Below are 13,306 nucleotides of genomic sequence, written 5' to 3'. Positions count from 1 at the left end.
TTGCAAAATATTATCCACATCCACCACAGCAAAGAGTTGCAATTCATTAAAAAATGCTTGTTGGGCTATTTTTTCGCCCCTTTGTGTGGGGCTATGCTTTTGGTGCTTTATCTTGCTTTAAGCGGAACAAAATCACTTCCAATTTCTAATCTCTTTAGCGATCAATTGGCTTATATCGTTTTGTTGTCTCTTTTTTTGTGCGCGCTTGGGTTTATTGTGGGGGCGGTTGGTTTTTATCGGCTTTCTAAAATCACGCACCATTTGAGTTTTTTTGAAAATTTTGCTTTCAGTTTTTTAGCGGTGATTTTATGCACTCTTTTAAGCTATCTTATCCCTAACGCCAGTAACGCTCTTTCGCTAATCGGTAATGGGGTTTCTATTTTTTATTTGCACAAACTCTATAGAGAATTGAGCCTTCACACTCAAGAAAAATTTTTTTTAAGCGGGTTTAGGTTGTTGCTCTTTAGCCTTATATTAGCTCTTTTAGGGATATTAACGCATGCATTAGGCATCATCTTTTTAACGATCGCTGCGATCTTAATGTGCGTGGCGCTTAGTTTTTTAGGGCGCGCGTTTTTGAATTTTTCACAAGTTTCTTTGAAAACATGAAAGTTTTAAAACTCCTGCCTAATTTTTTGACGATTTTACGCATCGTTTTAGCGTTATTTTTATTGTTTTTATTGTTAAATACGCATACTTATTTTAATTTTTTAACCCCCTTTCAAACCAACATGATCTCTTCGTTGGTTTTTTTGTTTGCCGCGCTCACGGATTTATTGGACGGCTATATCGCTAGAAGCTATAAAGCCAAATCGCGCTTTGGGGAGATTTTTGACCCTTTGGCGGATAAAATCCTTATTTTGAGCGCGTTTTTAGGGCTAGTTTATTTGGATCGTGTGAATGCGTGGATCCCGTTTGTGATTTTAGGGCGTGAATTTTTTATTTCAGGGCTTAGAGTCTTGGCCGCAAATGAAAAAAAGGATATTCCCGTCAATGCGTTAGGCAAGTATAAAACCGTCTCTCAAGTCGTAGCGATTAGCGCTTTATTGGCCAATCTAGCTTACGCCTATGCGTTTGTGGCTGTAGCGGTTTTTTTAACCCTCTATTCGGGGATAGATTATACTATTAAATATTATAAATCTTAATGTTTAAAATAGGTTTTTGGCGTTCTTTTAAAACATCTTAAGACTCTCCCCTAATCAATTAATAAATATTATTTAATTCTAATATTCTTTCGCTTTTTTAAAAAACTTTAATTCGCTCTTTTGCATGTTCATTTTAAAACGCCTTTGAGCGTTTTTGACATTTTATTTACCCCATTAAAACAAATCCTTATTTTTATCAAAAAAAAATCTTTTTATTTTATTTTTGTTATAATTGAAGCTATTTTTATTTTTAAGGAGGTGTCGCATGGAACATCAAGAGATAACGCAAAAACAAGGCGAGCTTAAAAGAGACATGAAAATGCGCCATCTCTTAATGATTGCATTTGGGGGAGCGATTGGCACAGGGCTTTTTGTAGGCACTGGGGGTAATATTGCAAGCGCTGGCCCTTTAGGGACCTTGATCGCTTATGGTTTCGGGGGGCTTGTGGTCTATTGCATCATGCTCTCTTTAGGCGAATTAGCGAGCGTCTATCCCACTACGGGGAGTTTTGGGGATTATGCGGCTCAATTCATAGGCCCTGGCACAGGCTATATGGTTTTTTGGATGTATTGGCTTGGCTGGGTGATCACGGTTGCATTAGAATATATCGCTATTGGCATGCTCATGCAACGCTGGTTTGTGGGTATTCCTGTCCATTATTGGGTTATGCTATGCATCGCATTGGTTTTTTTATTAAACTTTTTTTCGGTGAAAATTTTTGCTGAAGGCGAGTTTTTCTTTAGTTTGATTAAAGTTTTAGCGGTGATCGCTTTTATAGGCATTGGCGCGATTGGGATTATCTATCAAATCTATTTGCATGGGTTTAGTTCTATTTTTAATAACTTCTATTTTGGCGATAAGGGGTTTTTCCCTAACGGGAGCGCGGCGGTTTTTAGCGCGATGCTCGCTGTCATTTTTGCATTCACTGGCACAGAGGTGATTGGGGTGGCTGTAGGAGAGACTAAAAACGCTAGTGAAGTGATGCCTAAAGCGATCAAAGCGACCTTGTGGCGGATCGTCTTTTTCTTTTTAGGCTCGGTGTTTGTCATTTCTGTTTTTTTACCCATGAGCGATTCTTCTATCACGCAAAGCCCCTTTGTGAGCGTTTTGGAGCGCATTAACTTGCCCTTTGTTGGCATGGGTATCCCTTATGTAGCCGATATTATGAACGCTGTTATCATTACGGCGATGTTTTCTACCGCTAATTCAGGGCTTTATGGAGCGAGCCGCATGATTTATGGGCTGTCTAAACAAAAGATGTTTTTTAAAGTGTTTTCCAAGCTCAACCAACAAGGCACGCCCACTTATGCGATGTTTTTTTCCATTTCTTTTTCTCTCATAGGGCTTTTAGTCCAAATTTATGCAAAAGAAAATGTGGTGGAAGCTTTGATTAATGTGATCAGTTTCACGGTGATTATCGTGTGGGTTAGCGTGTCTATCTCACAATATTCTTTCCGTAAGCAATACTTAAAGGCCGGGCATTCTTTAGAGAATTTGCCTTATAAAGCCCCCTTTTTACCCTTTTTGCAGCTCATAGGGATCACAGGGTGTGTCATCGGTGTGATTGGCTCTGCTATGGATAAGGATCAACGCATCGGGATGATTTTAACGATTGTTTTTGCCATTGTGTGTTACATTGGATACTATTTTACACAAAAAGCTAATGAAAATAACAAAAAAGATTTGATATAATCTTTTTTTATTTTGAAGTTTAGCAAATTTTAAGGAAGTAACCATGGTGAAAAAAACTCTTTTTATCTCTTTGGCTTTAGCGCTAAGTTTGAATGCGGGCAATATCCAAATCCAAAACATGCCCAAAGTTAAAGAGCGCATAAGCGTCCCCTCTAAAGACGATACGATCTACTCTTATCACGACTCCATTAAGGACTCTATTAAAGCGGTGGTGAATATCTCTACTGAAAAAAAGATTAAAAACAATTTTATAGGTGGCGGTGTGTTTAATGACCCCTTTTTCCAACAATTTTTTGGGGATTTGGGCGGAATGATCCCTAAAGAAAGAATGGAAAGGGCTTTGGGTAGCGGCGTAATCATTTCTAAAGATGGTTATATTGTAACTAATAACCATGTGATTGATGGCGCGGATAAAATTAAAGTAACCATTCCAGGGAGCAATAAAGAATATTCGGCGACTTTAGTAGGCACGGATTCTGAAAGCGATTTAGCCGTGATTCGCATCACTAAAGACAATTTGCCCACGATCAAATTCTCTGATTCTAACGATATTTTAGTGGGCGATTTGGTTTTTGCGATCGGTAATCCTTTTGGTGTGGGTGAAAGCGTTACACAAGGCATTGTTTCAGCGCTCAATAAAAGCGGGATCGGCATTAACAGCTATGAAAATTTCATTCAAACAGACGCTTCTATCAATCCTGGAAATTCCGGTGGCGCTTTGATTGACAGCCGTGGAGGGTTAATGGGCATTAATACCGCTATCATCTCTAAAACCGGAGGCAACCACGGCATTGGCTTTGCCATCCCTTCTAACATGGTTAAAGACATTGTAACTCAGCTCATCAAAACCGGCAAGATTGAAAGAGGTTACTTGGGCGTGGGCTTGCAAGATGTGAGTGGGGATTTGCAAAATTCTTACGACAATAAAGAAGGGGCGGTGGTCATTAGCGTAGAAAAAGACTCTCCGGCTAAAAAAGCAGGGATTTTGGTGTGGGATTTGATCACCGAAGTCAATGGCAAAAGAGTTAAAAACTCAAACGAATTAAGAAATCTAATCGGCTCCATGCTCCCCAATCAAAGGGTAACCTTAAAAGTCATTAGGGACAAAAAAGAACGCGTTTTCACTCTCACTCTAGCTGAAAGGAAAAACCCTAACAAAAAAGAGACCATTTCTTCTCAAAATGGGGCGCAAGGTCAATTGAACGGGCTTCAAGTAGAAGATTTAACCCAAAAAACCAAAAAATCCATGCGTTTGAGCGATGATGTTCAAGGGGTTTTAGTCTCTCAAGTGAATGAAAATTCCCCAGCAGAGCAAGCCGGCTTTAGGCAAGGTAACATCATTACAAGAATTGAAGACATTGAAATCAAGAGCGTTACGGATTTTAACCATGCTTTAGAAAAGTATAAAGGCAAGCCCAAACGATTCTTAGTTTTAGATTTAAATCAAGGTTACAGACTGATTTTAGTGAAGTAACTTAGGGGTGGGTTGTTAGTCGCATGTCTTTGATTAGAGTGAATGGGGAAGCTTTTAACCTTTCTTTAGAAAATTTGGAAGAAGACCCTTTTGAAACTAAAGAAACGCTAGAAACGCTCATCAAACAAACGAGTGTTATCTTGCTTGCTGCTGGGGAGTCTAAGCGTTTTTCTCGCACGATTAAAAAGCAGTGGTTGCGTTCTCATCATACCCCCTTATGGCTCAGCGTTTATGAGAGTTTTAGAGAAGCCCTAGACTTTAAGGAAGTTATTTTAGTCGTGAGTGAGCTAGACTATACTTATATCAAACGCCATTACCCCCAAATCAAGCTTGTGAAAGGTGGGGCGTCGCGCCAAGAATCCGTGTGCAACGCTTTAAAAATAATTGATAGTGCTTACACGCTCACAAGCGATGTGGCTAGAGGTTTAGCCAATATGGAAATGCTTAAAAATTTGTTTCTAACCCTTCAAAACACGAACCATTATTGCATCGCCCCTTACTTGCCTTGCTATGATACGGCGATCTATTATAATGAAGTTTTAGACAGAGAAGCGATCAAACTCATTCAAACCCCGCAATTAAGCCACACTAAAACGCTCCAACTAGCCCTAAAACAAGGGGATTTTAAAGATGAAAGCAGCGCGATTTTACAAATTTTCCCGGATTTGGTGAGCTATATTGAAGGCAGTAAAGATTTGCACAAACTCACCACAAGCGGTGATTTAAAAGTTTTCACGCCTTTTTTCAACCCGGCAAAGGACACTTTCATCGGCATGGGCTTTGATACGCATGCTTTTATTAAAGACAAGCCCATGGTTTTAGGGGGGGTTGTTTTGGATTGTGAGTTTGGCTTAAAGGCTCATAGCGATGGCGATGCTTTGTTGCATGCAGTTATTGATGCGATTTTAGGGGCGATTAAAGGGGGGGATATTGGCGAATGGTTCCCTGATAATGACCCTAAATACAAAAACGCTTCTTCTAAAGAGCTTTTAAAAATCGTGTTGGATTTTTCGCAAAGCATTGGATTTGAATTGTTTGAAATGGGGGCGACTATCTTTAGCGAGATCCCTAAAATCACCCCTTACAAACCGGTGATTTTAGAGAGCTTGAGCCAACTTTTAGGTTTAGAAAAATCTCAAATCAGCTTAAAAGCCACCACTATGGAAAAAATGGGATTCATTGGAAAACAAGAAGGGCTGTTAGTCCAAGCGCATGCGAGCATGCGTTACAAACAAAAACTTTAAATGCGATAAAGGAATAATTGATGAAAATCTTAATCATTGAAGATGATTTAGCGTTAGCTAGGAGTATCTCTCATAATTTGCATGATTTAGGGCATTTTTGCGAGATCATCTCTAGCATTTCAGAAGAAAACAAAGAGCCTTATGATGTGATTTTAGTTTCCTCTAAAGTTTGCACTCAAGGGCGTTGCGAACATTTTGTGCGTTATAATTCCAAGCAAATCATCATCATGATGGCTTCGCATGTCAATGAAGACGGCGTGAATAAACCCATTCAAGCGGGAGCGAGAGATTACATTTTAAAGCCTTTTAAAATGGATGAATTGTTGCGTAAGATCCAATACCACAAAGCCTACCAAGAAATGACCGCTCGCCTTGGATTTTATGAAAATTATTTGGATTTTATCCATGCGGAATTGCCCTTGCCTAGAGATTTTTCTTACAGACCGCCCTTTATCATCCACACGCTCTCTCAAGAGCTTGCAAACGCTTATTTGTTGCAATACGCTAAAGAAAGGCAAATGGATTTTTCTTTTTTCTCCTTAAAGGACACCACTTGGAAAGATCTATACAAAAATAAAGACAAACTAGAACGCCCTTTTTATATCATGCATTTAGAAGAGCTTAAAAAAGACGAGCAATTGAAATTATTAGAATTGGCTCGTTCATGCCCTATTGTGTTGTCTTACACCCATAAAGAGCCTTTAGAGTTTCCCAGAATTATCAGCATTGAATGCGACAACAAGCCCCTATCTTTGTTTAACAATAGCACGACTTTCCTTTCCATTCAAGAATATGAAAAAGAAGCCATCAGGCATTTTTCTTCCACTTGCACCGATACAGAATTGGCCAGCAAGCTTGGCATTAGCCGTAAAAGCCTTTGGGAAAAACGCCGGAAATATAACTTACCTCGCAAATAATGGGGAAATTCTTAAGCCCTATTTTTGTGGGGCGTTAATCATAAATGTAAAAATGCCAAAAACATTTTTAAGATCAAATCTCAAAAAGCTTGCATCAAACAAGCGATAACCTCTTAAAACTTAACTTATTTAATGAGAATAGAGCTAATTATTATTAAAATAACTTATTATTTGCTGTATATTTACTATAATAGTTTAATTTTTAAAAAGAAAAATTCAATTTAAGGATTAACCATTAGACAGGCGTTTAACCAAACAAGATCCACGCATTCAAAAACCCTTTTACTAGATATTGATTGCGTGATCCCTAATATTGTTAGGCGTTTGCTCTCTAATAAAACGCTCCCTAAAAAATTTGCCACTTATAGTTTGCAAGAAGTGGGTGTTATTTTCCTTACCACTCAAATTTTATCCATCATGCGTAAAACCCGTTGCTCTAAAACGCTTTTTTTTATCACTAGAGGCAGAGAGAGTTTCCGCTACCAGCTGTGCGATTATTACAAACAAAAACGATACCAATTTGATGAAGATTTTAGATCCCTTTTAAAAGCCCTAAAAATCGCTTTAGTGGAAAAATACCCCCTGAAAAAAGGGGCTAAAATCCAGGGCGAACATTGTTTTGAATATGAAGCGGATGATATTATCTCTTTTTACAAAAAGAAAGACCCCAAAAATTATGTGATAGCCAGCATGGATAAGGATATTTTATACTCTAATAGAGGCTCTCATTTCAATCTCAAAACAAATGCTTTTTTCAATGTGAGTCAAAAAGAAGCCCATTTTTTCGCTTATTATCAATGCGTTGTGGGGGATAAGGGGGATAATATTAAAGGGGTTAAAGGGATTGGTAGCTTCAACTATAAAGATTTTTTAAACGAAGACGCTAAAGAACATGAATTGTGGGAACAGATTATTCAAGCTTTCAAAATTAAAGAAGATTTGAGCGATAGCGAAGCTAAAGAAAAAGCTCTATTAAACATGCGTTTAGTCAATATGCACCAAATGACCCACCATGGCGTGATCAAACTATGGGAGCCTGAGTTTAAAAAAGCTTTTTTCCCTAAAAAATCAAAACCGCAAAATCCTAATTTCAAAAGAAGTTCTTAAACCATTTCACAAAACCTTTTAGGCTCTTTTATTTTTTGATTTTTAAAAAATATTTTTGATGACAAAACGCATTAAGGGGGTGTTTTGAAATCATTCCCCACTCTCTTAAAATTCTCCTAACCCCCTAGAACGCTTAAAAATTACCGCTCGCTTTTTTGCAAGCTCTCTATTATTTAATCTTAAAAAAATACTTTAAGCATTTTAAAACAAAAACTTCCCAAAAAAGACAAAAGAGCTGTTTCCAAGACTTTTTCTCGTGGCTTTGGAATTATAAGCATACACATACCCCCCACCCATATCAAAAGACAAACTCCTATAAGCCCAAACCCTAAAACTACTCATTAAAGAATATTCTTGATAATCCCCAAAAGCGACCATCGCATCTAAACGCACCCTTTTAGTTTTAAGCCCACCAAAAACATAGCCTGAAATGCTGGAGTTAGCAAAATAAATCGCTGGCACACCGGGCGCGTTGATCCCACGGCCATAGAATTTAGTCCGATCGTTAAAAGTCCATAAATAGCCCTTATTGTTTCTTGCGGGAACGATATAAAAACCCGTTCCAAAATTAAAAATTTTGTATTTAAAAGTTTGATCGATCAAAAACAGGCCGGCATTTTTAGCGCTCGTAACAGCGTCAGTGTTGCCGTATTGATACATGCCATGCACTAGGGTGTGCGAAGTGAAGCCCCTAGCTAGAGAAGCGTCATACTCCAACTTACCCCCCACTTGGACTAAAACATTTTGAGTGGGCAAAGGCAAGCGAGTGTCCATTAAAATAAAAGGGATAAATTTAAAATTTTCATGCTTGTATTCTGCCCCCAAAGCAAACACTTCTCCCCCAACATACAAGCGTTTAGACACAGGATCATACGACGCTAGAGCGTTTAGGGAAGTAGCGATCCGATTGCCTTGCTCTTTATTGATTTGATGCCCATTATAAAGCATGCTATCCATAAAAATCCCAAAATAACGCATGGAATTTTGCTTAAAAGCCACAGAGACCCCTTGAATATTGCCCCCTATCCAATCAAAATCCACAAAATCGGTATTGAAACGCCCCAAAGCGATTTTAAAGCGTTGGTTAGCGTATTGGAGGTATGCATCTGAAACATCGCCAGCACTCAAGTAAGGTTTCACGTTCTTAGAACTACCAAAAAAATTCCCCAGACTAATGTAGAGGTTGGCCAAACGCTGTTTGTTATAAATATTCCAAGCCCCAATAGCCCCAATACCAAAGGACCACCCATTACTATAAGAAAAATCCACTCCAAGGCGCGCCAAAGCCCCCACATAGCTATGGGGATTTTTTTGCGTCCCTTGATTATACAATAGCCCCAGATAGCCAAAAGGTTTGACTGCAATCTCTAAGGCTTTCAAAGACAGACCATTTAAAAAAAGGATCCATAACGCCAAATGATAATATCTTTTCTTATTTTTCTTATCTTGCATTAAAAACTCATCGTGGATTTAAACCTAATATTTTAATGAAAAATCCTTTTAATTGCACTGAAATGGGGTTAAAATCTTGATCGCTACTAAACATTATCAATAAACTTGATTGACTAACACTAAAGATTTATGATAGTATTCTAATAAAACTATTTTAAAGGTGATCCATGAGTAAGAGTTTATACCAAACTTTAAACGTGAGCGAAAACGCCAGCCAAGATGAAATCAAAAAATCCTACCGCCGCTTAGCCAGACAATACCACCCAGATTTGAACAAAACCAAAGAAGCCGAAGAAAAATTCAAAGAAATCAACGCCGCTTATGAAATTTTAAGCGACGAAGAAAAACGCCGCCAATACGATCAATTTGGCGATAACATGTTTGGCGGGCAAAATTTCAGCGATTTTGCTAGAAGCCGTGGTCCTAGTGAAGATTTAGACGATATTTTAAGCTCTATTTTTGGGAGAGGGGGCTTTTCGCAAAGGTTTTCTCAAAACTCGCAAGGCTTTTCTGGCTTTAATTTTTCCAATTTCGCTCCTGAAAATTTAGATTTGAGCGCCACTTTAAACGTTTCTGTTTTAGACACCCTTTTAGGCAATAAAAAACAAGTGAATATTAATAATGAGAGTTTTAGCCTTAAAATCCCTATCGGTGTGGAAGAGGGCGAAAAGATTAGGGTTCGCAATAAAGGGAAAATGGGGCGAACAGGCAAAGGCGATTTGCTCTTGCAAATCCATATTGAAGAAGATGAAGTTTATAAGCGCGAGAAAGATGATATTATCCAAGTCTTTGATTTGCCCTTAAAAACGGCTCTTTTTGGGGGTAAAATTGAAATCGCTACCTGGCATAAAACTTTAACTTTAACCATTCCCCCTAACACCAAAGCCATGCAAAAATTCCGCATTAAAGACAAAGGGATCAAAAACAGAAAAACTTCGCATGTGGGGGATTTGTATTTACAAGCTCGTTTGATCTTGCCTAAAGTTGAAACGCTTTCTAATGAGTTGAAAGCGTTATTGGAAAAAGAATTGTAAGGACAGATGATGTGTGATTATGATGAACCGCTTTATTTGATCAGCGTTGTGGCTAAAATTTTAGGCGTGCACCCACAAACCTTACGCCAGTATGAAAAAGAGGGTTTGATAGAGCCTAGCAGGACTGATGGGAAAATGCGTTTGTATTCTCAGCGAGACATGGATAAAATCAAAACGATTTTACGCCTTACAAGGGATATGGGGGTAAATTTAGCGGGCGTGGATATTATTTTGCGCCTAAAAGAAAAGCTTGATGAATTGGACGATCTCAACAAGGAATTGCAAGACGCTCTCCACAAACACTCTAAAAACAACAAAACCCCAACGAAAAATTTAAGCACCCCCACTAATTTTTATGAATTGATTCTGTTTAAAAAATGAGTTTGAGTGCACTTTTAAACCCCAAAAGATTAGAAGATTTTTTAGGTCAAGAGCATTTAGTAGGAAAAGACGCTCCCCTATTTAAAGCCCTACAATCCAAACACTTCCCCCATGCCTTTTTCTATGGCCCTCCAGGCGTGGGTAAAACAAGCTTAGCCCAAATCATCGCCCATTCGCTAGAGCGCCCCATTCTTTCGTTTAATGCAACGGATTTCAAGCTTGATGATTTGCGCCTTAAGCTTAAAAATTACCAACACGCCCTTTTAAAACCCGTTATTTTTATTGATGAAACCCACAGATTGAATAAAACCCAACAAGAATTTTTGCTCCCCATTATGGAAAAAGATCACGCTCTAATCTTAGGGGCTAGCACGCAAGATCCCAATTACAGCCTAAGCCATGCGATCCGCTCAAGAAGTTTTATTTTTGAATTGACCCCCTTAAAAAAAAGCGATTTAGACAAACTTTGTTCTAAAGCTTTAATATTGTTAAACAAACAAATAGAGCCTAGCGCTAAAACCTATCTTTTAAACAACAGCGCCGGCGATGCTAGAGCGTTATTAAACCTTTTAGATTTGAGCGCTAAAATAGAAAATCCTATCACTTTAAAAACGCTACAATCCTTACGGTCCCATAGCCTAAATGATGGATCTTATAGCGATGATACGCATTATAACCTCACTAGCGCTTTAATCAAATCTTTAAGAGGGAGCGATGAAAACGCTTCCATCTATTATCTGGCGCGCTTGATTGCTGGCGGGGAAAACCCGGAATTTATCGCCAGAAGGCTGGTGATTTTTGCGAGCGAAGATATTGGTAACGCCAACCCAAACGCCCTTAATTTAGCCGCTTCTTGCTTGTTTTCAGTCAAACAAATCGGCTACCCTGAAGCGCGCATCATTTTAAGCCAGTGCGTGATTTATTTGGCTTGTTCGCCCAAATCTAACACGGCTTATAAAGCGATCAATCAGGCTTTAGAATGCGTTCAAAAAGGCTTGCTCTATCCCATTCCTAAACACTTATTGCCTGATTCTAAAGATTACCTTTACCCACACGATTATAACGGCTATGTCAAACAAGACTATTTGGAAAAACCTTTGAATTTGGTTTCTTCTCAAGGCATAGGGTTTGAAAAAACCCTTTTAGAATGGCTTGATAAAATAAGAAATTAATCTTATAAGTTACATAAAAATGCGACAATGGTAATAAAAAAACAACATTTTTTGATTAAATTAAAATAATAATGAGTTTTATCTATGTTTAATCGCATTATTATTGTATGATAATACTTCAGTTATGAAAATCATTTTACGAAATAAGGAAGAAATTGAACATGAAAAGATTAGAAACTCTAGAATCCATTTTAGAGCGCTTGAGGATGTCTATCAAAAGAAACGGACTCAAAAATTCAAAACAACGAGAAGAAGTGGTGAGCGTTTTGTATCGCAGCGGCACGCATTTAAGCCCTGAAGAAATCACGCATTCTATCCGCCAAAAAGACAAAAACACTAGCATTTCTTCGGTGTATCGCATTTTAAATTTCTTAGAAAAAGAAAATTTTATTTGTGTTTTGGAGACTTCAAAAAGCGGCCGGCGTTATGAAATTGCCGCTAAAGAACACCATGATCACATCATTTGTTTGCATTGCGGTAAGATCATTGAATTTGCTGACCCTGAAATTGAACTCCGCCAGAATGAAGTCGTTAAAAAATATCAAGCCAAGCTCATCAGCCATGACATGAAAATGTTTGTGTGGTGCAAAGAATGCCAAGAGAGTGAAAATTAAAGATTTTAAAGAAGTTAAAGCTTAGATAGGGCTATCCTTAATGGTTTTAAGGACTTCGTTCAGGTTAAAACGCTTGAGCTTTAGATTTTTGATTTCTTCATCGCTCAGGCGCTTCCAAGTGAAAGTCTTGCCGACATACCCCCATCTGTCATAGCTTGAAGTGAATTCTAAATCCCCATTTGAATTTTGAGTAACCCTCACATAGTAGGTTTTGCCATCATAAAAATTATACGCCTTACCGCCTTTATAAGATCTTTCGCCAACTTTAATCAAATCGCTTAAAAACACCACGCCTTTATCGCTGCGATTCCTTAACTTTGGATTAGGATTCAACTTGTCTTTTTTAGCTTTAGAGCCATCCACATCAGAAATACCATAAGCATAGAATTTCCCATTATGCTCAAAAAACTCTACAAAAGAGCTTTTCATGTATAGAAATTCCTGAGTTTGATAAATTCCAGGCAACTCCACAGCCCCTAAAAAACGACAAAAAATTAATATTATAATAAGATTCATCAATTTCATAATTTTAACTTGATCAATCCTTTAGGCGCTTTAACGACCGCTTTAAAAATCGGATCTGTCTTGTATTTTTCAAAAGACTCTCCATAAAACCTCAACGCATGCACATCGCTTTCAAAAAAGACAGCCAGCATGCCTGCATCTAAACGCAAAAAAGAAGTCTCTTTGACCGGCTCATAAACGATCAAATCTCTTTTTTCATCATAAGGGGTTTTAAGGATAGCCTTTTTTGTATCCACCACTTTAGCCCCCTCAATGCCCTTGACAATCAATTGGAAATCCACATATTGCCGGTGGCTTTCAAAAAAACCTTTCTCGCTCTCTTTGGCATGCTCTAAACAATAGCTTTGCTCTATGCTAAACATACCATGCCCTAAAGGCACTTGAAATTCTGTATTAGGAGCGAGGTTTAAAACCCTTTGATAAGCCTTGCTCTCTTTTTGCATCACATCATGCAAATACGCATGCAAAATTTCTAATTCTTGCGTTTTTTTAAACAAATGCCCAAGCGAGCTTAATTCCCCAAAAATAGCCATAATCCTTCCTTTTTG

14 protein-coding genes are annotated in these 13,306 nt (G+C 38.2%); 11 read left to right on the top strand and 3 right to left on the bottom strand.

Annotated elements, in window-relative coordinates:
* The 7 genes from AA977_RS02100 (at position 1) to AA977_RS02070 (ending at position 7,580) form a co-directional block, all read left to right on the top strand.
* Entirely contained in the window at positions 1 to 609 is a 609-nt protein-coding gene (locus AA977_RS02100) for a hypothetical protein (protein WP_064434397.1), read from the top strand.
* On the top strand, positions 606 to 1,145 hold the full coding sequence (pgsA, locus tag AA977_RS02095; RefSeq protein WP_064434396.1) for a CDP-diacylglycerol--glycerol-3-phosphate 3-phosphatidyltransferase: 540 nt from the start codon (positions 606 to 608) through the stop codon (positions 1,143 to 1,145). Before AA977_RS02100 ends, pgsA begins: the two co-directional genes overlap by 4 nt.
* Positions 1,146 to 1,410: 265 nt before the next feature.
* Positions 1,411 to 2,838: an amino acid permease gene (locus tag AA977_RS02090; protein WP_064434395.1), complete on the top strand. Its 1,428-nt coding sequence runs from the start codon at positions 1,411 to 1,413 to the stop codon at positions 2,836 to 2,838.
* Positions 2,839 to 2,881: 43 nt separating this feature from the next.
* Entirely contained in the window at positions 2,882 to 4,312 is a 1,431-nt protein-coding gene (locus AA977_RS02085; protein ID WP_064434394.1) for a Do family serine endopeptidase, read from the top strand.
* A 23-nt stretch (positions 4,313 to 4,335) separates the two neighbouring features.
* On the top strand, positions 4,336 to 5,556 hold the full coding sequence (locus tag AA977_RS02080; RefSeq protein ID WP_064434393.1) for a bifunctional 2-C-methyl-D-erythritol 4-phosphate cytidylyltransferase/2-C-methyl-D-erythritol 2,4-cyclodiphosphate synthase: 1,221 nt from the start codon (positions 4,336 to 4,338) through the stop codon (positions 5,554 to 5,556).
* Between the two features lie 20 nt (positions 5,557 to 5,576).
* Positions 5,577 to 6,473 (top strand): OriC activity response regulator, encoded by an 897-nt coding sequence (locus tag AA977_RS02075; RefSeq protein ID WP_064434392.1) that lies wholly within the window; start codon positions 5,577 to 5,579, stop codon positions 6,471 to 6,473.
* Positions 6,474 to 6,707: 234 nt separating this feature from the next.
* The gene (locus AA977_RS02070; RefSeq protein WP_064434391.1) at positions 6,708 to 7,580 is read left to right on the top strand and encodes a 5'-3' exonuclease; all 873 of its coding nucleotides are present in this window, start codon (positions 6,708 to 6,710) and stop codon (positions 7,578 to 7,580) included.
* Between the two features lie 201 nt (positions 7,581 to 7,781).
* Here AA977_RS02070 and AA977_RS02065 read toward each other — a convergent pair whose 3' ends face one another.
* On the bottom strand, positions 7,782 to 9,032 hold the full coding sequence (locus AA977_RS02065) for a hypothetical protein (protein WP_064434390.1): 1,251 nt from the start codon (positions 9,030 to 9,032) through the stop codon (positions 7,782 to 7,784).
* Between the two features lie 167 nt (positions 9,033 to 9,199).
* Between AA977_RS02065 and AA977_RS02060 the strand changes: the two genes are divergently transcribed.
* The 4 genes from AA977_RS02060 to fur all read left to right on the top strand — a co-directional run bounded on the left by AA977_RS02060 (position 9,200) and on the right by fur (position 12,233).
* A complete protein-coding gene (locus tag AA977_RS02060) occupies positions 9,200 to 10,066 on the top strand; it encodes a DnaJ C-terminal domain-containing protein (RefSeq protein ID WP_064434389.1) in 867 nt (288 codons plus the stop codon).
* Positions 10,067 to 10,075: 9 nt separating this feature from the next.
* Positions 10,076 to 10,447, top strand: coding sequence for a heat shock protein transcriptional repressor HspR (locus AA977_RS02055; protein WP_064434388.1), 372 nt, complete (start codon positions 10,076 to 10,078; stop codon positions 10,445 to 10,447).
* Positions 10,444 to 11,619, top strand: a complete 1,176-nt coding sequence (locus tag AA977_RS02050) for a replication-associated recombination protein A (RefSeq protein ID WP_064434387.1) — start codon at positions 10,444 to 10,446, stop codon at positions 11,617 to 11,619. The genes AA977_RS02055 and AA977_RS02050 overlap by 4 nt, the downstream gene beginning before the upstream one ends.
* Before the next feature lie 161 nt (positions 11,620 to 11,780).
* Positions 11,781 to 12,233 (top strand): ferric iron uptake transcriptional regulator, encoded by a 453-nt coding sequence (gene fur, locus AA977_RS02045; protein ID WP_064434386.1) that lies wholly within the window; start codon positions 11,781 to 11,783, stop codon positions 12,231 to 12,233.
* Between the two features lie 21 nt (positions 12,234 to 12,254).
* On the opposite strand, the gene AA977_RS02040 is transcribed toward fur, so the two are convergent.
* Together AA977_RS02040 and AA977_RS02035 are read right to left on the bottom strand one after the other, a co-directional pair.
* Positions 12,255 to 12,758: a DUF2147 domain-containing protein gene (locus AA977_RS02040; protein ID WP_033602164.1), complete on the bottom strand. Its 504-nt coding sequence runs from the start codon at positions 12,756 to 12,758 to the stop codon at positions 12,255 to 12,257.
* Positions 12,755 to 13,291: a YhcH/YjgK/YiaL family protein gene (locus tag AA977_RS02035; RefSeq protein WP_064434385.1), complete on the bottom strand. Its 537-nt coding sequence runs from the start codon at positions 13,289 to 13,291 to the stop codon at positions 12,755 to 12,757. The genes AA977_RS02040 and AA977_RS02035 overlap by 4 nt, the downstream gene beginning before the upstream one ends.
* Between the last annotated feature and the right edge of the window lie 15 nt (positions 13,292 to 13,306).

This window comes from Helicobacter pylori, assembly GCF_001653455.1.
Taxonomy (GTDB): Bacteria; Campylobacterota; Campylobacteria; order Campylobacterales; family Helicobacteraceae; genus Helicobacter; species Helicobacter pylori_A.
This window is presented reverse-complemented; position numbering and strand designations above follow the sequence as displayed.